Genomic DNA, 18,796 nt, shown 5'->3' with positions numbered 1-18,796 from the left:
CACCATGAAAACGATCCTCGTGCTGCTGGACGGCCTCAACTACCGGGTGGCGCACGACGCCATGGGGTATCTGCAGGCCGAATGCGCGGCGGGACGCGGGCGGTTGTACCTGCTGGAGAGCGAGTTGCCCTCGCTCTCCCGGCCGCTGTATGAATGCATCCTCACCGGCGTCACGCCGGTGGAGAGCGGCGTGGTGCACAACCACGTCTCGCGCCTTTCTCATCAACAAAGCGTGTTTCATTACGCGCGCGCCGCCGGGCTGACCACCGCCGCCGCCGCGTATCATTGGTTCAGCGAATTGTATAACCGTACGCCGTTCGACGCCGCGCGCGACCGCCACACCGACGCTCCCGAACTGCCGATTCAGCACGGCCATTTCTATTATGACGACGGCTATCCCGACAGCCATCTGTTCGACGACGCCGAAAGTCTGCGCCAGCGTCATCAGCCGGATTTTCTGCTGATCCACCCGATGAACATCGACGACGCCGGGCACCGCTTTGGCCTCTCTTCGCCGCAGTACCGCAACGCGGCGCGCCGCGCCGACGGCTCGCTGTCGCGCTATCTGCCCGAGTGGCTGGCGGCCGGTTATCAGGTGCTGGTTACCGCCGACCACGGCATGAACGACGATCGCAGCCACGGCGGTGTGTTGCCGGAAGAGCGCCAGGTGCCGCTGTTCGTGTTCGGCGCGGGCTTCAGCCTGGACGACGCCGATCCGCAGCAAACCGAGCTGTGCGGCACGATCTGCGATCTGCTGCAGGCGCCGCACGACAAGCCGCGCTGTCGGGCGCTGCTGGCGCAGGATGCGCGATGAACAGCAAAACCAAATGGATCGCCACGCTGTGCCTGCTGCCGTTTATCGTGCTGTTCGGCGCGTTTCAGATCGCCCCGCTGGTGTGGATCGCGGTTCACAGCTTTTTCAGCGAGAGCAGCGGCTGGGGATGGGGCAACTATGTCGATATCCTCACGTCGCCGTTCTACCTGCAGGCCTTTCAGTTCTCGCTGGAGATCTCGCTGTGGTCGAGCGTCTACGGCTTGCTGATTGCATTAGTGGGCAGTTACTCACTTCGCCAGCTCGGCCAGACCCGCTTTCATGACTTCGTGATGTCGTTCACCAACATGACCAGCAACTTCGCCGGGGTGCCGCTGGCGTTCGCCTTCGTCATTCTGTTGGGGTTGAACGGCTGCCTGACGCTGCTGCTGCGCAAATACGGTTTGATGGAGAGCTTCAACCTCTATTCGAAGAGCGGCCTGATCGTGCTGTATACCTACTTCCAGATCCCGTTGGGCGTGCTGTTGCTGTATCCGGCGTTCGATGCGCTGCGCGCCGATTGGCGCGAGTCGGCGGCGCTGCTCGGCGCCGGCCCCTGGCGCTACTGGCGGCATATCGGCCTGCCGGTGTTGGCGCCGGCGCTGATGGGCACCTTCGTCATCCTGCTGGCCAACGCGCTGGGCGCCTACGCCACGGTGTACGCGCTGACCACCGGCAACTTCAACGTGATCCCGATCCGCATCTCGGCGCTGGTGGCGGGGGACATCTCCCTCGATCCGAACCTGGCCAGCGCGTTGGCGATGCTGCTGGTGGCGATGATGGCGTTTATCACGGTGATCCACCAATGGATGCTGCGCAGGAGCTACCTCAATGCGCGCTCATAATCGGATGGAGAATGCTCATGTCGCGTGTTGAACGCCTGTACCACCGCACGGTGACCGGCCTGCTGCTGTTGATTCTGCTGCTGCCGCTGGCGGCGACGCTGGTTTACGCGCTGGCCACCCAGTGGGGCGCCACCATTTTGCCGGACGGTTTTACCCTGAAATGGCTGACGGCGTTGTGGAGCGATTCGCGCTTTTTGCTGGCGCTGTGGCACTCGCTGCTGATCTGCTTTGGCACGTTGCTGCTGTCGGTGGTGGTGATCCTGCCGGCGATGTTTGTGATCGCTTACTACTTCCCCAAGCTGGACGCGGTGATGAACGTGCTGATCCTGCTGCCGTTCGCCGTGCCGCCGGTGGTGTCGGCGGTGGGGCTGATGCAGCTGTTCGCCGCCGATCCGCTGCCGCTGCTCGGCACCCCCTGGATTTTGGTGGGCTGCTATTTCACCATCGCGCTGCCGTTTATCTACCGCGCCATCAGCAACAACATGCAGGCGATCAACCTGCGCGATCTGATGGACGCCGCGCACCTGCTCGGCGCCAGCACCTGGCAGGCGGCGCTGTGGGTGGTGCTGCCGAACCTGCGCAAGGGCGGAACGATCGCCGTGCTGCTGTCGTTTTCGTTCCTGATCGGCGAGTTCGTGTTCGCCAACCTGCTGGTGGGCAGCCAGTATGAAACGCTGCAGGTCTATCTGTTCAATATGCGCAACGGCAGCGGGCACTTTACCAGCGCGCTGGTCATCTCCTATTTCGCCGTGGTGCTGCTCGTCACCTGGCTGGCGAACCTGCTGAATAAAAACAAGGGCTAACCCGATGGCTTATCTCAACGTCACCCGCCTGAACAAACACTATGGCCAGACCCAGGTGTTTCAGGATATCGATTTCACCGCCGAAGAGGGGGAGTTCGTCACCCTGCTGGGGCCTAGCGGCTGCGGCAAATCGACGCTGCTGCGCTGTCTGGCCGGCCTGACCCCGGTCGACAGCGGGCAAATTTTGCTGCAGGGCCAGGATCTGGTGCCGCTGGCGCCGCAAAAGCGCGGCATCGGCATGGTGTTTCAAAGTTATGCGCTGTTTCCCAATATGACGGTGGAAGGCAACGTGGCCTTCGGCCTGAAAATGCAGAAGCTGGCGGCCGGGCAGATCGGCCAGCGGGTGCAGGAAGCGCTGGCGCTGGTGGAGCTGAGCGATCTGGCGAAGCGCTATCCGCATCAGTTGTCGGGCGGCCAGTGTCAGCGCGTGGCGTTGGCGCGATCGCTGGTCACTCGCCCGCGTCTGCTGCTGCTCGACGAACCGCTGTCGGCGCTGGATGCGCGTATTCGCAAACACCTGCGCGAGCAGATCCGGCGCATTCAGCGCGAGCTGAACCTGACGGCGATCTTCGTCACCCACGATCAGGAAGAGGCGCTGACCCTGTCGGATCGCATCGTGCTGATGAACAAGGGGCAGATCGTGCAGAGCGGCGATGCGGAAACCCTGTATACCCAGCCGGCGGATGCCTTCGCCGCCGGGTTTATCGGCAACTACAACCTGCTGAGCGCCGAACAGGCCGGCCGCTTGACCGGGCGCAGCTATGTCGGCAAGGTGGCGATCCGCCCCGAGTCGATCGGCCTGTTGCCGGCCGGGCAGGGGATCGGCGGGGTGATCCTGGGTCACAGTTTGCTCGGGAATGTGGTACGGTATCGGATTCAGGTTTGCGAGGTAGAATTGCTGGTTGACGTGCTCAACCGTTCGGTGGCCGACCTGCGGCCCGACGGCGCGGAAATTGGGCTACACTTGGAACCTGTTGTATTGCGGGAAGTTGCATGACTTCGCAGCGCGGCGCCGGGGCCTTCCCGCCGCCGCATTAACCCTTCTCTTCTGCGGTCTGCCGCCCGCCCGCTGTCCTGCCAGACCCACGCCCGGCAGGCGGGACCGCGCGCTGTATCCGTCATCCTTTGGCTCGCCTCTCTGCGTCGCGTGACAAGCATCGGGTATCAGCCTCCTTTGGCCGGGCGTTAATGGAGCGTATCTTCCGTGCTGACCCTTCTTCACCTGCTTTCGTCCGTGGCGCTGTTGGTGTGGGGCACCCACATCGTGCGCACCGGGATCATGCGGGTTTACGGCGCCAATCTGCGGCGCGTGTTGAGCGACAGCGTTGAGAAAAAACCGCTGGCGTTCGTTTCCGGCATCGGCGTGACCGCGCTGGTGCAAAGCAGCAACGCCACCGCGCTGCTGGTGACCTCTTTCGTCGCGCAGGGGCTGGTGGGGCTGGCGCCTGCGCTGGTGATCATGCTGGGCGCCGACGTCGGCACCGCGCTGATGGCGCGCGTGCTGACCTTCGATCTTTCCTGGCTGTCGCCGCTGCTGATCCTGGTCGGCGTCTTCCTGTTCCTCAGCCGCAAACAGATGCGGATCGGCCAGATCGGACGCGTCCTGATCGGCCTTGGGCTGATCGTGCTGGCGCTGGAGCTGATCGTCGCCGCCGCCACGCCGATCACCCAGGCGGCCGGGGTGAAAGTGCTGTTCTCGTCGCTGACCGGCGACGTGATGCTGGATGCCCTGACCGGCGCGCTGTTCGCTATCGTCAGCTATTCCAGCCTGGCGGCGGTACTGCTGACCGCCACTCTGACCGCATCCGGCGTGATTTCGCTGAAGGTGGCGCTCTGTCTGGTGATCGGCGCCAACCTCGGCAGCGGCCTGCTGGCGATGATCAACGCCAGCGGCCAGAACGCCGCGGGGCGGCGCGTGGCGCTCGGCAGCCTGCTGTTCAAGCTGGTGGGCTGCATACTGGTGCTGCCGTTCGTCTCCTATCTGGCGGATTTGATGGCTCAACTGCCGGGCGGCAGCGAAGAGCTGGTGATCTATTTCCACGTGTTCTACAACCTGATCCGCTGCCTGGTGATGATCCCGCTGGCCGGGCCGATGGCGACGCTGTGCGAACGGCTGATCGTCGACGAAGCGGCCGACGATCCGCGCATGCGGCCGCGCCATCTGGACGCCAGCGCGCTGGACACGCCGACGCTGGCGTTGGCCAACGCGGCGCGCGAAACGCTGCGCATGGGCGACGTGGTGGAACACATGATGATCCTGCAACGTGAGGTGCTGCACGGTAAGCAGGGGGTCGATAAAGAGGTGCGGCGCCTCGACGATGACGTCGACGTGCTGTACACCGCCATCAAGCTGTATCTGGCGCAGATCCAGAAGGAAGATCTGGGCGAGGAAGACTCGCGCCGCTGGGCGGAGATCATCGAAATGGCGCTCAACCTGGAACAGGCGGGCGACATCATCGAGCGCATGGCCGGCGATGTGGGCGCCAAGTCGCACGCCGCGCGCCGCGCTTTCTCGGCGGAAGGGTTGGCGGAGCTGGACGGACTGCACGAACGGCTGATCGGCAATCTGCGCCTGGGGCTGTCGGTGTTCCTGTCCGGCGACGTCACCAGCGCCAAGCGCCTGCGCCGTTCCAAGCACCGTTTCCGCATTCTGGATCGCCGCTACGCGCACGCGCACGTCGATCGTTTGCACCAGCAAAACGTGCAGAGCATCGAGACCAGTTCGTTGCATTTGGGATTGTTGGGGGACATGAAGCGCCTGAACTCGCTGTTCTGCGCCGTGGCTTACAACGTGTTGGATCAGGATGCCAAGGACGACGATCGCGACTGGGAAGACACCCCGAGCACGCTGTAAAAAAAACGCCCCCGGTTTTAACCGGGGGCGTTGCGTTGGGGGGCGTGTTATTTGCCGCTGAACACCCCGGCTTTGGCGTCCGCTTGCTGAGTTGAAGCATGGCCGCTGGCGAACGGTACGTTGCCGTCAACGCTTTGCTTCGCCGCGCCGCCTAGCAGCCCGCCGATCGTGGCGGCCGCATCGACGCGGCCGCCGCCCTGATAGCGCTGGCCGCTGACGTCCTGCTGGCTGACCTTGCCGCCGCCCAGTTCCACCTTGCCCTGCTGGCTGCGGATCTCGCCGCCGGTCAGTTGGGTTTGGCCGCCGACCTGCAGCGCCACGCCGTTCTTGCCGGTAATCGCCGACTGCTCGCCAACCGCGTTGTTGTTCACCACGTCGGCATTGACCTTGAGGTGCCCCTGGCGACCGGCCGGACCGGTGATGCTGTCTTTCACTGCGCCGCCGACGGTGCGTGCGCCGCGATCCCACAGCGGGCCTTGCGGTTTTTCACCGGCCGGCGTTGCCGGCAGCGTGACTTTGCCGTCGGCCTTGCTGAAGCTGACCGCGCCGGTGGTGTCCTGCTGCGGATCGAGGCGACGCGCCACGCTGTTGTACTTGTCGGTGGTGGCGTCGGCCACTTTGTTTACCCCGGCCTCCAGTTTCTCTTTCACCTTACCGGCGTAGCGCGGCGTGCCCACCTTCGACAGCTTGGAGGTGATGCTGCTGCCCGGATCGTTGCTGTGACTCAGACCGGCATCCACATCGACCTTCACCGCGTTCTCAACGTCTTTGCGGCTTTCAACGTGCAGATTGCCGCCCACCTTGCCTTGTACGCTGTCGGCATCGATGCGCGCGCCGGCGAGACGGGTGTCTTTGCCGCTGTCGAGCGCCACCTCGCCCGCGGTGATGCCAGTGTTGGCGTGGGTGGTTTTATCCTGCTGTTCCACGCCGACCTTCAGACCGGCGCCCAGCGTATGGGTGTCTTTGCCGGTGTTCGGATCGACCTTGCCGCCGGCGTCCTTGTTGAACGTTTGGCCGCCTTTGGCGTTGGCTTTGATGCCCAGGCTCCAGTTGTCCTTGTGCTGCTCGTTCTTGGCGGACTCCAGCAGGATGCCGCCGTTTTTCGCCTCGAGCGCGGCGCTGCCGCCGCTGACCTTGGCGCCCTGCAGATGCAGCGCGTCATCGCCTTTGCCGCCGGCGGACAGGGTGACTTTGCCGTCTGAGGCGATAGTGGCGCCCTGGCGCTCGGTCGCGGACTCATTCACCTTGGCGATGTCGAAGGCGCCGCCGACGGAGAGGTTGCCGCCGGTTTTTTCCTTGCTGTCGCTGCTGCCGGCACCCAGATCGATATTGCCGGACAGTTGGCTCTCCTTACGCGTTTGGGTCGATTCCGCCGCCTGCAGCGCGACCTTATTGCCCGCGCTCAGAGTGACGTCGCCCTGGCTCTTGACGTCGGTGCCCTGCAGCGTCAGATCGCGGCCCGCCTTCAGCTCAACGCCCTGTTGGCCGCTGACGTTGCCGACCTGCGCGGTGCTGCTGCTGCTTTCGCCGTTGTGGGTGCCGCCGCCGAAGCCGGCGCCGAAGTTTTTACTGTCGGCGGTGAAGCCGCCCTTCGCCGAGGCTTTGACGTTAAAGCCGCTGTGGCTTTCGCTCTGTTTGTCGCTGGCCTGATCAAAGCGGATATCGCCGCCGGCGTCGACGGTGGTTTTACCGCTGCCGCCGTTTAGCGCGGTACCCTGATAGACCGCGTCTTTTTTCACGTTGACGTTGATGCCGTTGGCCGCGTCGATCGAGCCGGTCACCGCCTGACTGGCGCTGCTGTTGCTGCGCTGGGTGCCGCCTTCGCCCTTGGCGTCCACGGTCAGATCGCTGCCGGTGGAGGTGTAGACGCGTACGCCGGCGCTGCCGCGGGTATCGCGGTTCTGCTCTTCCTGTCGGTTTGTCGCAGCTTCGCTGCGGTGGCTGTCCGCCGTCAGCGTGACCGCACCTTTGCTCGCCTGATATTGCGTGCCCTGATCGCGCACTTCGCTTTTGGCGTTGATGTCGATGCTGCCGGCTTTCACCGAGCTGACGACCGCCTGCGAGCTGCTGCTGCGTTTTTCGCTGCTGCCGCCCTGTGCGCCGATATCCAGGCCGACGTTAGGCGCGCCGATGCTGCCGATGTCGTTGATGACGCCGGTGGCGTCCAGCTTGGCCGCCTTGCCGACCGCGCGCTCGACCGGACGGGTCACTGCGCTGTAATCGACGTTGGCGCCGATGTTCACGCCGACGTCGGTTTTGGTGGTGGTGGTGCTGGCGGTGTCGGCAGCGGCCAGGTGATCGACGTCCGCGGCGTTTTCTTGATAGGCGCCGCCGACGCTGTGCTGTGCGCCTTGCTGGGTCAGCTTGTCACGGGCGTTGACAGTCAGGTTGCCTTTGACGTCGCTGCCGGAGGTGACTGCCTTGCTGCTCTGCGCCTGCGTTTTGCTGTTCTCGTAACCGGCCTCTACGCCGCTGCCGAGCTTGTCGATGCCGCCGGTGTAGTAGAAACCGCCGCCGACCTTGGTCTGCTCGGTGTTCGAGGTGGTTTTGTCGTCGGCCGCCAGGAACGAAACCTTATTGCCGCTGACGCTGGCGTCGCCTTTGTCGGCGACCAATTTGGAGCCGCTGAAGGTCACGTCCTTATCCGCTTCGAGCTTCACGCTGCCGCCGCTGAGGGTGGCGCCACGGTTCTCGGTGCGGGTAGTTTTCTCGCTGTCGCGGGTGTGTTCGATGCGTACACCGGCGCGGTATTGCTTGTCGCCGGCTTCTTTGGCGTAGCCGTTGACGGTAAGCGCGGTCTTCTGCTCGTCGATGTTCTGCTGCTGCTCGGCGGCCTTGACGTTGATGTTGCCGGTCTGTGAGGTGACGTTCAGTTCGCCGCCGCTGGCGACCTGGCTGCCGATCACGTCGGTATCCTTACGGCTGACCAGCTTCAGGTTGGTGTCGGACTTCAGTTCGCTGGCGGTACTGCTCTGGTAGCTGTTGTCGGCCTTGTGCGAGCTGCTGGTGATGTTGAACACGGTGCCGGTGCGCGCGTCGATTTTGTCCACGGTGGTGCTCAGCGCGTTGTCGATGCGCAGGCCGCCGTGGGTGGCGGTGACTTCGCCACCTTTCTGGCCGCGCGCCTTGCTGCCGGTGATGGTGACGCCCTGCTGGCCGTTCAGGCGCAGGGTGCCGCCGCTGGTCAGTTCGGAAGCGTGGCTGACTTCGCGGCGGTTGCTGTTGTTCTTGTTGTCGCCGCCGCCGATGCCGCCCCAGGAGGTTTTGTCATCGCGCACCGCTTTGGCGTTGGCGGTTTTCTGCACCCCGATCTGGATCTGGTTGTCTGCGTCGATCGTCAGATCGCGCTGGGCGTGGACCCTGGCGCCCTGGGTTGCGACATTGCGGCCGGCTTTCAACGTCAGTTCGCCCTGGCTGCGCAGTTCGCTGGCCTTCAGGCTTTCGCTTTCGTCGCTGCTGCTCCAACTGCCGGTGCGCAGGCTGGAAGTGTGATTGCGCTGGTAGCCGCGTTCGGTGGACTTATCCTTCTCCACCAGCCCGGCGAGGTGCACGTCGCGTGCCGCTTTGATGCTCAACGCCCGGTCGGCGCTGACGTTGGCGCCCAACAGTTTCACATCTTCCTGGGTGCTGATGAGTTTGGCGTTGCCGCTGGCGGCGACGGTGCTGCCCGCCTGTTGTTGTTGCTCATGCTCGCGGGTGACGTCGTATTGCCAGGAATAGAACCAGCGGTCGTCGGTGTGACCCTGAGTCTGCTTCAACTGCTGACCGTCGAGCGTCAGCTTGCCGCCCTGGAGGGTGATGTCTTCGCCGCGAATATCGGTGGCGGTAAGGTGTGCGTGGTTATCCGCCACCAGACTGATGTTTTTGCCTTTCAGCTCGGTGCGGGTCAGCTTCTGGCTGCTGCTGCGATCGTTGACATAGATGCCGCCTCGGTAGTTCTGGTAGTTGTCGCCGCCGTTGCGGTTGCTGCTGGCATCCTCAACGCGGCTTTCGCTGCGAATATCGTAGGCCTTCACCTTGAGCTCGTCGCCGGCGGCCAGCGTGCCGGCCAGCTTAACGCCGCTGCCCTGCGCGGTGTTGATGATGTTGATGCGCCCGGCCTGCATGCTGCCGAGGTAGTAGCTGTCCAGCGCGGTCGTCGGTTGTTCGCTGGCCAGCACCTTGCCGTCGCGCGCCACGCGGTTAAGGCCGCTGATGGCGTTGATCGCCGCCGGCGTCACGCTGCCGTTGCGATGGGTGAAGTCTTGTACGATCACGTCACCACGGCTGTCGATCTTCGGCGCGATCAGATCCAGCACGCCGCCGGCGTTCAGTGTGCCGCTGAGGCTCAGGGTATTGCGGTTGCCCAGGGTGCTGTAGCCCTGCAGCAGGCCGTTCTCCACCAGCGGGTTGCCGACCACCAGCGAGGAGCGGCTGGTGTTGATGAACCCGCAGCCCTGGCAGCTGATGCCGTTCGGGTTGGCGAGCACGTAGTCGGCCGCCATGCCGAAGATCTCTTGCTGGCCGTGCAGCAGAGAAGGGTTACGGCCGATCACTTCATTGAGGATCACGCTGGCTTCACGTCCGCCCAGATTGGGGTTGGCGCCCAGCTGGCCCGCCAGCTGCGACAGTCCCGCCTCGCGGGAGTTGTTCAGCACCGCGCCGGGCTGGTTGACGTTGAAGTCCTGATATTGGTTGTGCGACAGCCCGTTACCGTTCGGCGCGACGATGTCGACCACCTGGGCACCGGTCGCGGCGGTGGAAACGCCGGGGCCGTTGGCGCCGTTGGCCGCGACGATCTCACCGGCGTAGGCGCCGGCGGAAGCGGCGAGAATTATCGCCAGCGCGGCGGCCAGTTTGCCTGCCGCCGAAAGTCTGAAGTTATTATTTTTCATCCATGTATCTCCGTATATTGCCGTGGGGTCCTGCAAAACTGCTGATTAAAAGGTGTAAGAAAAGCGCGCCAGCACCTGAACGGGATCTTCAGGCGTGGCGTGGTTCGACAAAATCCAGCCGCGGCTGACCTCCAGATCGACCAGCGCCTGTCGGTAGCGTAACGTGGCGCCGCTGCTCACCCCGGCGCTGCTGCGCCAGCCCGAGTTGTCCTGACGCGGCAGAATGCGGCCGACGTCGGCGCCAAGGCGCGGCGTCAGCGTGGCGGCACCTAAATTGAAGCTGCGCGACAGCGTGTTCTGCAGATACCAGCCGTTGTCGCCGGACTGGGTGCTGCGGCTGAAGCCGCGCACGGCGCTGCGATCGGTAAGGCTAAGCCACTCCACGCCGGGCAGCGGGTCGCGGCTGTATTGGCCGTAGAACAGGTTGTTGAGCTGATAGGTGGCGTCACCCAGCTTGAGGCGCTGGCTCAGGTTGGCGAACAGCTTGCCCTTGGTGAACTGGCTGTCGAGGTGCACCGAACTCGGGTGGCGATCGGCGCCCAGCCAGGGCAGGCCCTGCTCGACGCTGAGGTTGGCGCTGAATACCCCATGGGGCAGAATTTGCAGGTGGCTGGCGCTCAGCTCGGCCAGGGTCAGCGTTGGGCTGCTGACCTCAAGACGCACGCTTTCGAAGTAGTTGTCGATGCGCTTGTAGGTCAACTGGCCACTCAGGCTGTCTATCTGATCGTGGTCGCGATAAAACACGTAGTCGCTGCGCAGCCCGTACTGTTGAGTCTGACCGTGCAGTTTGACCACGTTGTGCGGCAGCTGCTGGTGGTTCTCATAGGACGAGAAGCTGGCGAACCCGCTGAAGGTGAACGCGCCGTACGGCAGCGAATAGAGCAGGGTGTAGGCGCGATTGTAGCGGTGAGCCGGGTTTTCCAACGTGCTGTTGGCGTTCAGGCTGACGAAGTCCGACAGGCCGAACGGGCTGTCCAGCGTGGCGGTGGCGCGCGCCAGCCACTGGCCGGTGCTTTTCTGGCCGTAATTATCCGTGCCGGCGGTAATCAGCCAGGGCTTGGCGTGCTGATTGCGCAAACGAATGACCGAACCGCCAACCTGGCGGCCGGGTAATATATCCAGCTTGGTGGTATTCGATTGCAAACGATTGGCCTGATCCAATCCTTGATCGAGTTCGGTTAATTTCAGCGGCTTGCCTTCCAGCCCAGGAAATAATAATCGGCTGTTGACCCAGCGATCGCCGCCTTCTATTTTCTCGATAAATCCTTCGGTCACGCTCAGCCCCAATTCCCCCTGCGAATTAGGGCGAACAATTTGCACGCGCGCGGTGATATAGCCTTTTTGCACATAAAGGCGCGTTAATTCGCGGGTCAGGCGATTGATATCGTTGCTGCTGATGCAGTTTTCCGGCAGCGCGCTCAGGGCCGACAAATCGGCCGGCGAGAGCAGGGTAATGCCTTGCAGGTAAACGCCGGCGATCGGCAGGCACTGCGCGGATTGCGGCAGGGCGGGCGCGGCCGGTTCCGGTTCCGCCAGCAGGCGCTGTTGCTTCAGTTGCTGATAGCGGCGCTGTTCAATCAGCTGGTTGACTTCACGCGTGCTGTCTTGCAGCGCGCGGCGTGATTCCCCCATCGACATATCCCGCATCATGTGGGAATCCGGCAGGGTTTCAGCGGAAAGGGCCGTGCTGACCAGCAGCATCAAGGCGGTGATTTTTTTTATCATTGTAATCCATTATGAGAGGCTGCCGGGGCAGCCAGCCCAATCCATGAGGTTAACCACGGGCGACCGACGGCCGGCCCGAAATAATGAGCGACATGCACATTGCGAGGTATCTCGATTTGCCGCAGCAAATAAGACGGTGGGTATAGATCTAAATAATAATTAGGCTGCTTCTTTTTTGGCGGGCAACCCTGGTGACTTAATTAATTAAAAAAAGTGGAGCATCTCTCCCCCTTGCCAACATTATCGGCATGGATAGGAAGAATCTGAATTTTTATTTTTCACGGATGATAGAGGATGGGGGGAATTATGACAATCCGACCAGTGGGAAATACGAAATTTCGCAGAGAAGAACGGGGACGCAAATGTTTGCGTCCCCGCAGGCGGTTTATTTTTTCTTGATGGGGCGTCCAGACCAATAACCCGCCAGCAGCGAGCCGGAGAGATTGTGCCAGACCGAGAACAGCGCGCCCGGCAGCGCGGCCAGCGGCGAGAAGTAGATTTTGCCCAGCGTGGCCGCCAGCCCGGAGTTCTGCATGCCGACTTCAATCGCCAGCGTGCGGCAGGTGGATTCGTCGAAGCCGAACAGCTTGCCGCCCCAGTAGCCGCTCAACAGACCGATGCCGTTGTGCAGGATCACCGCGACGATCACCACCAGGCCGACCGAGGCGATGTGGCTTTGGCTGCCCGCCACCACCGCGCTGATGATCGCCAGGATGCACACCATCGACAGCGCCGGCAGCAGCGGCTCAATGCGCTTCACCGCTTTGGTCAGGGTATGGTGGACGATCAGGCCCAGGCCGATCGGGATCACCACGATCTGCAGGATGCTGAGCAGCATGCCCATGATATCGACGCTGATTTCGGCATCGACGTACAGGCGGGTCAGCAGCGGCGTGGCGAACACCCCCACCAGCGTTGAGACCGCCGAGATGGTCACCGACAGCGCCACGTCACCCTTGGCCAGGTAGATCATCACGTTGGACGCGGTGCCGCTGGCCACGCTGCCCACCAGCACCATGCCGGCGGACAGATCCGGCGGCATGCGGAACAGCATCGCCAGGATCCAGGCCGCCAGCGGCATGATCAGATAATGCAGGAAGATGCCTGCCGCCACCGGGCCGGGGCGCGCCAGCACGCGTTTGAAGTCGTCGAGCCGCAGCGTAACGCCCATGGCGAACATGATCAGCATCAGCAGCGGGCTGACGTAGGGGCCGATGCCGGTAAAGGTGCTCGGCGTGTAATAGGCGGCGACGGACAGCAGTATCGCCCACAGGGGGAATAAGCGCGTGAGTATTGCCAGCATGCAGGTTTTCCTTAGCCAGATTGAGAACGGTGGGTGTGGTTGTGTTTTTTTGCGGGTTCAACAAGCTGAACCCCTGCCGGTTTTGAACGGATTTTTTAGACGCAGGGGCGCAGCATGCTGCGCCCGCAATCAGGGATAATGACTTATTCGAACAGGTTGTGGTGCAGGGTGCGCACCACCTGCTCGGCTTCTTCGCCCGGCACCAGGAAGCACAGGTTATAGCTGCTGGCGCCGTAGCAGATCAGGCGGATGTTGAACGGATCGAGCACGCCGAACACCTCTTTGCCCACGCCGCAGGCCCGTGACAGCTGGTTGCCGATGATCGCCACCAGCGCCAGGTTTTCTTCCACTTCCACCCGGCACAGCGACGACAGCTCGGTCAACAGCGAGGTGGTCAGCAGGCTGCCGCCGACGGAGGTGGCGCCGGTGGTGTCCATGGTCAGCGCGATGCTGACTTCCGAGGTGGTGATCAGATCGACGGAGATATTGTGGCGCGCCAGAATGTTGAACACCTCGGCCAGGAAGCCGCGCGCGTGCAGCATGTTCAGGCTGTGCAGCGTCAGCAGCGTTTGCTTGCGGCGCAGCGCCAGCGCGCGGAACAGCGGCGGGTTTTCGGTGGTGTTGCACACCAGCGTGCCGCCGGCCGCCGGATCCTTGCTGGAGCCGACGAACACCGGAATGTCGCTGCGCACTGCCGGCAGCAGGGTGGCCGGATGCAGCACTTTGGCGCCGAAGGTGGCCATTTCCGCCGCCTCTTCGAAACCGATTTTATCGATGCGCTTGGCTGCCGGCACCACGCGCGGATCGGTGGTGTAGATGCCCGGCACGTCGGTCCAGATATCCACCCGGCCGACGCCGAGCGCCTCGCCGAGCAGCGCGGCGGTATAGTCGCTGCCGCCGCGGCCGAGCGTGGTGGTGCGGCCTTTCGGTTCGCTGCCGATAAAGCCCTGGGTGACCACCAGCGCTTCTTGCAGACGCGGCTGCAACTGCGCCTGCGCCAGTTCGCTGAGCGCGGCGCTGTCCGGCACGGCGCGGCCGAAGTGATCGTCGGTGCGCATCACTTTACGCACGTCGAACCATTCGGCCTGCACGTTGCGGGCGCGCAGGATTTCAACGAACAGCAGGGTGGACATCAGCTCCCCATGGCTGACCAGCTCGTCGGTCAACGCCGTCGAGGTGGCCAGCGACGCGGCCTCCGACAGCATGGCGATGTTTTCCAGCAGGCGGTCTATCTCGTCGCGGATCACCGCAGGTGCCGCGAGGCGATCGAGGATGGCGTACTGGATGCGACGAATTTCATCAAGCTGGTAGTTGCGCTTCTCGGCCTCGCAACCTTCGGCCAGGGCGACCAGCAGGTTGGTGACGCCCGCCGAGGCGGACAACACCACCAGGCGGACCTGCGGGTTGGCCAGCACGACGTCGGCGCTGCGGTTCATGGCTTCAAAGTCGGCGACGCTGGTGCCGCCGAACTTGGCTACCACGGTGGAATTCTGGGGTACTGCTTGGTTCATGTAGAAACCTCGTGTCAGGGATGCCCGTTTGGGAGCACTGTAATTCCATAGCCTTGGCACAAGGGGAGAGCGGTAAACAGGGGGCAGGCGTAGAGGTCAGGCTACGATACACCCAGAAGCGCCCCACCTTGTCGATCGCCCTGCGGGCGATCCCCTGGTGACAACCCAGGGGATTCAGCCCCTGTAGTCGATACGATAATGGCCGGCCATTACCCTACCTCGGCGTCGCTCCCCCTCGGGTGCCGTCAACGGAGAAACGGCTCCTCTGACACTCTACCTGGGCGACGCGCCTCTTCTGGCTTGCGCACCGGGTGCGCAAGTAGGCTGTTAGGAATAGCCGGTTATCGTCATTCTGTCAACGTACAGACGGTGAGGGATTTTCATCTTGCACCAGCGCGATAAGCGTACAGGGCATCGCAGGCGTGGAACCGGCGCCAATCGGTTGCAGAGAACCGTCTTCCTTTTGGCTGAATAACGGGATAACGCCCTGATGTTTTTCCAAATACTCCAACCAACCGAAATTTTCGTTCAATTTGGTCGCTTTGATGGTGGCCCCCCTGGCGAGCAGGCTGCTCAGACGGCCGTAGGTGGCTTCCTGATTAAATAAAATTTCGTGCCGGCGGAAACGCGAACTTTCCGCGCTGGCGCCGCGCCCTTTCAACGGCGCCCCCGAACGAATGGCGAACACGTGATCCTCGCCGAAGAGGTGGCCGAAGTGATAGACGGCCAGCGCGTTTTGGTGACGATTGGGCGACAGCGCCAGCACCTGGGCGATATTGCTCAGATCGAGATAGTTCTCGGCGTGTTCGGAGTAGGCGTGGCCATAGTAGGCCGGAATGCCGTCCATGCGCGCCTGACGGTAGTATTCCCAGCTGCTGTCGGTGACGATCACCGGCACGTTCAGCTTGATCAGCGCCTGCGCCAGCATGCGCGCCACGCTGTTGGCGCCGACGATCAGCACGCCGCGCGGTTTCTGCTGCTGCACCCGCAGCCAGCGCGCCATCATGCCGCTGGTCAGGCTTTGCAACACCACGGTGCCGATGATGATGGCGAACACCACGGTCACCAGCCGGTCGGCGCCCTGATAGCCGCTGCGCTGCAGCGTCAGCGCGAACAGCGAGCTGACCGCCGCGGCGACGATGCCGCGCGGGGCGATCCAGCACAGCAGCAGCCGATCGCGCCAGTGCAGGGAAGAGCGCCAGGTCGACACCGCGATGCACAGCGGCCGGGCGATGAACTGCACCGCCAGCAGCAGCAGCAGCAGCGGCCAGCCCATGTTCCACAGCGCCTGGATGTCGAGCCGCGCCGCCAGAATGATGAACAGCGCCGAGATCAGGATCGCCGACAGCTCTTCTTTGAACGCCAGAATATCGCTGGTGTCCACGTCGCGCATGTTGGCCAGCCAGATGCCCATCACCGTGACGGTCAGCAGGCCGGATTCGTCGGCGATGGCGTTGGAAACGCCGAAGGCGGTCAGCATGATCGCCAGCACCGCCAGGTTCTGCAGGTAGCGCGGCAGCCAGACGCGGCGCAGCGCCAGGCCGAGTAGATAGCCGAACAGCGCGCCGGCGATCAGGCCGACGGCGGCGGTCACGCCCAGCGTCCAAAACAGGTGGGTATAGGATTCCGCATTCTGCTTCAGCACGATGAACTCGAACACCAGCAGGGTGAAGATGGCGCCGACCGGATCGATGACGATCCCTTCCCAGCGCAGCACCTGGTTGATATTGGCGTTCGGCCGCACCACGCGCATCAGCGGGGCGATCACCGTCGGCCCGGTCACCACCGTCACCGCGCCGATCAACGCCGCCAGCTCCGGCGGGAAATCCAGCAGCCACCAGCTGGCGAGGCTGATGACCAGAAAGGTGACCAGCATGCCGACGGTGACCAGATTGCGCACCACGCCGCCAAGGCCGCGAATTTCCTCGAAACGCAGCGTCAGCGCCCCTTCGAACAGGATGATCGCCACCGACAGTGACACCAGCGGAAACAGCAGATCGCCAAACAGCAGATCCGGCTGCACCAGATGCACCGTCGGGCCGAGCACGATGCCGAACAGCAGCAGCGGCAAGATGGCCGGCAGGCGCAGCAGCCAGGCCAGCCACTGCGCCAGCAGCGACGCCAGGCCGATAAGCACCAACATGAGTGGGGCGGATAATTCCATAAGCGAGATCCCTTTCAAATGACGAAATAAGCGACGATGACACAGCCTGATGACAATTCGGCAACCCCGATAACAGGCCGTTAGCCAAAAGTATAGAGTGAAAGCTGAAACGAGGCGGCAATGCGTTGACAGTTAGCGCCTATCGCAAGAAAAGCGATCATAATCACAGTCGAACAGGCTACAATCGGACAAACGCGTCATTTTTATTCTCAAGCCTAAGAGTGTTGCTATGAAAAATATCAATCCTAGTCAAACCGCTGCTTGGCAAGCCCTGCAGCAACATTATGCACAGATGAAAGACGTACGGATCGCCGACCTGTTCGCCGAGGACAGCGATCGTTTCTCCAGGTTCTCCGCGACCTTCAACGATCAAATGTTGGTGGACTATTCCAAGAACCGCATCACGCAGGAAACCCTGGAGAAGCTGCAGGCGTTGGCGAAAGAAACCGATCTGCAAGGCGCCATCAAATCGATGTTCGCCGGTGAGAAGATCAACCGCACCGAAGATCGCGCGGTGCTGCACATTGCCCTGCGCAACCGCAGCAACAGCCCGATCCTGGTCGACGGCAAAGACGTGATGCCGGAAGTGAACGCGGTGCTGGCCAAGATCAAACAGTTCTGCGCGCGCGTCATCGGCGGCGAGTGGAAAGGCTACACCGGCAAGCCGATCACCGACGTGGTGAACATCGGCATCGGCGGTTCGGATCTCGGCCCTTACATGGTGACCGAAGCGCTGCGCCCTTATAAAAACCACCTGAACATGCACTTCGTCTCCAACGTTGACGGCACCCACATCGCCGAAACGCTGCAGCCGCTGAACCCGGAAACCACGCTGTTCCTGGTGGCGTCCAAAACCTTCACCACTCAGGAAACCATGACCAACGCCCACAGCGCGCGCGACTGGTTCCTGAGCAGCGCCGTCGATCAACAACACGTGGCCAAGCACTTCGCTGCGTTGTCCACCAACGGCAAAGCGGTGGCCGAGTTCGGCATCGATACCGACAACATGTTCGAATTCTGGGACTGGGTCGGCGGCCGTTACTCGCTGTGGTCGGCGATCGGTCTGTCGATCGCGTTGTCCATCGGTTACGACAACTTCGAGCAGCTGCTGAGCGGCGCGCACGCCATGGATAAGCACTTCGCCGAAACGCCGGCGGAGAAAAACCTGCCGGTGCTGCTGGCGCTGATCGGTATTTGGTACAACAACTTCTTCGGCGCCGAAACCGAAGCCATTCTGCCGTACGATCAGTACATGCACCGTTTTGCCGCTTACTTCCAGCAGGGCAACATGGAATCCAACGGCAAGTACGTCGATCGCAACGGCAATCCGGTGGATTACCAGACCGGCCCGATCATCTGGGGCGAGCCGGGCACCAACGGCCAGCATGCGTTCTACCAGCTGATCCACCAGGGCACCAAGCTGGTGCCGTGCGATTTCATCGCGCCGGCCATCAGCCATAACCCGCTGGGCGATCACCACGCCAAACTGCTGTCCAACTTCTTCGCCCAGACCGAAGCGCTGGCGTTCGGCAAGTCGCTGGAGACGGTGGAAGCCGAGTTCGCGGCGCAGGGTAAAACCCCTGAGCAGGTCAAACACGTGGCGCCGTTCAAAGTGTTTGAAGGCAACCGTCCGACCAACTCGATCCTGCTGCGTGAAATCACCCCGTTCAGCCTGGGCAGCCTGATTGCGTTGTACGAGCACAAGATTTTCACCCAGGGCGCAATCCTGAACATCTTCACCTTCGATCAGTGGGGCGTGGAGTTGGGCAAACAGCTGGCCAACCGCATCCTGCCGGAACTGGCGGGCAACGAGAAAATCAGCAGCCACGACAGCTCGACCAATGCGCTGATCAACCGCTTCAAGGAATGGCGCTAATCGCCTGATCTGAGCCAATAAAAAAACCCG

General features: G+C 62.6%; 11 protein-coding genes and 1 riboswitch. Of the genes, 6 read left to right on the top strand and 5 right to left on the bottom strand.

Annotation, left to right across the window (positions count from 1 at the left end):
• The first annotated feature begins 4 nt into the window (after positions 1-4).
• The 5 genes from ACUTQY_RS23775 to ACUTQY_RS23755 all read left to right on the top strand — a co-directional run bounded on the left by ACUTQY_RS23775 (position 5) and on the right by ACUTQY_RS23755 (position 5,313).
• A complete protein-coding gene (locus ACUTQY_RS23775) occupies positions 5-814 on the top strand; it encodes an alkaline phosphatase family protein (RefSeq protein ID WP_016930299.1) in 810 nt (269 codons plus the stop codon).
• On the top strand, positions 811-1,656 hold the full coding sequence (locus tag ACUTQY_RS23770; RefSeq protein WP_046687904.1) for an ABC transporter permease: 846 nt from the start codon (positions 811-813) through the stop codon (positions 1,654-1,656). Before ACUTQY_RS23775 ends, ACUTQY_RS23770 begins: the two co-directional genes overlap by 4 nt.
• A 17-nt stretch (positions 1,657-1,673) precedes the next feature.
• Positions 1,674-2,459, top strand: a complete 786-nt coding sequence (locus ACUTQY_RS23765; RefSeq protein ID WP_033644383.1) for an ABC transporter permease — start codon at positions 1,674-1,676, stop codon at positions 2,457-2,459.
• A 4-nt stretch (positions 2,460-2,463) separates the two neighbouring features.
• A complete protein-coding gene (locus ACUTQY_RS23760; protein ID WP_033651200.1) occupies positions 2,464-3,456 on the top strand; it encodes an ABC transporter ATP-binding protein in 993 nt (330 codons plus the stop codon).
• A gap of 207 nt (positions 3,457-3,663) precedes the next feature.
• Complete coding sequence (locus ACUTQY_RS23755) at positions 3,664-5,313, top strand: Na/Pi cotransporter family protein (RefSeq protein ID WP_033644385.1); 1,650 nt, start codon at positions 3,664-3,666, stop codon at positions 5,311-5,313.
• A gap of 47 nt (positions 5,314-5,360) precedes the next feature.
• On the opposite strand, the gene ACUTQY_RS23750 is transcribed toward ACUTQY_RS23755, so the two are convergent.
• From ACUTQY_RS23750 to ACUTQY_RS23730, 5 genes are all read right to left on the bottom strand, one after another.
• Entirely contained in the window at positions 5,361-10,187 is a 4,827-nt protein-coding gene (locus tag ACUTQY_RS23750; protein ID WP_445583331.1) for a hemagglutinin repeat-containing protein, read from the bottom strand.
• 45 nt (positions 10,188-10,232) lie between these two features.
• Positions 10,233-11,912 (bottom strand): ShlB/FhaC/HecB family hemolysin secretion/activation protein, encoded by a 1,680-nt coding sequence (locus ACUTQY_RS23745; RefSeq protein ID WP_033651202.1) that lies wholly within the window; start codon positions 11,910-11,912, stop codon positions 10,233-10,235.
• 385 nt (positions 11,913-12,297) lie between these two features.
• Positions 12,298-13,215, bottom strand: a complete 918-nt coding sequence (gene panS, locus ACUTQY_RS23740; protein WP_046687901.1) for a ketopantoate/pantoate/pantothenate transporter PanS — start codon at positions 13,213-13,215, stop codon at positions 12,298-12,300.
• A gap of 143 nt (positions 13,216-13,358) precedes the next feature.
• Positions 13,359-14,726, bottom strand: coding sequence for a lysine-sensitive aspartokinase 3 (gene lysC, locus ACUTQY_RS23735; RefSeq protein WP_033644389.1), 1,368 nt, complete (start codon positions 14,724-14,726; stop codon positions 13,359-13,361).
• A gap of 108 nt (positions 14,727-14,834) precedes the next feature.
• A riboswitch (Lysine riboswitch) is annotated at positions 14,835-15,029 on the bottom strand.
• A gap of 52 nt (positions 15,030-15,081) precedes the next feature.
• Positions 15,082-16,890 (bottom strand): cation:proton antiporter, encoded by a 1,809-nt coding sequence (locus ACUTQY_RS23730; protein WP_004936687.1) that lies wholly within the window; start codon positions 16,888-16,890, stop codon positions 15,082-15,084.
• Between the two features lie 229 nt (positions 16,891-17,119).
• On the opposite strand from ACUTQY_RS23730, the gene pgi reads away from it, so the two are divergent.
• On the top strand, positions 17,120-18,766 hold the full coding sequence (gene pgi / locus ACUTQY_RS23725) for a glucose-6-phosphate isomerase (protein WP_046687900.1): 1,647 nt from the start codon (positions 17,120-17,122) through the stop codon (positions 18,764-18,766).
• Positions 18,767-18,796: the final 30 nt, after the last annotated feature.

The sequence above is a fragment of the Serratia sp. TSA_130.1 genome (genome assembly GCF_052691795.1).
The sequence above is the reverse complement of the archived record's forward strand: the minus strand, read 5'-3'. Positions and strand labels throughout refer to the sequence as shown.

Excerpts from the sequence above, each read along its gene's own strand:
- ACUTQY_RS23775 (WP_016930299.1), top strand. The coding sequence starts at position 5 with ATGAAAACGATCCTCGTGCTGCTGGACGGCCTCAACTACCGGGTGGCG.
- ACUTQY_RS23770 (WP_046687904.1), top strand. The coding sequence starts at position 811 with ATGAACAGCAAAACCAAATGGATCGCCACGCTGTGCCTGCTGCCGTTT.
- ACUTQY_RS23765 (WP_033644383.1), top strand. The coding sequence starts at position 1,674 with ATGTCGCGTGTTGAACGCCTGTACCACCGCACGGTGACCGGCCTGCTG.
- ACUTQY_RS23760 (WP_033651200.1), top strand. The coding sequence starts at position 2,464 with ATGGCTTATCTCAACGTCACCCGCCTGAACAAACACTATGGCCAGACC.
- ACUTQY_RS23750 (WP_445583331.1), bottom strand. The coding sequence starts at position 10,187 with ATGAAAAATAATAACTTCAGACTTTCGGCGGCAGGCAAACTGGCCGCC.
- ACUTQY_RS23745 (WP_033651202.1), bottom strand. The coding sequence starts at position 11,912 with ATGATAAAAAAAATCACCGCCTTGATGCTGCTGGTCAGCACGGCCCTT.
- panS (WP_046687901.1), bottom strand. The coding sequence starts at position 13,215 with ATGCTGGCAATACTCACGCGCTTATTCCCCCTGTGGGCGATACTGCTG.
- lysC (WP_033644389.1), bottom strand. The coding sequence starts at position 14,726 with ATGAACCAAGCAGTACCCCAGAATTCCACCGTGGTAGCCAAGTTCGGC.
- ACUTQY_RS23730 (WP_004936687.1), bottom strand. The coding sequence starts at position 16,890 with ATGGAATTATCCGCCCCACTCATGTTGGTGCTTATCGGCCTGGCGTCG.
- pgi (WP_046687900.1), top strand. The coding sequence starts at position 17,120 with ATGAAAAATATCAATCCTAGTCAAACCGCTGCTTGGCAAGCCCTGCAG.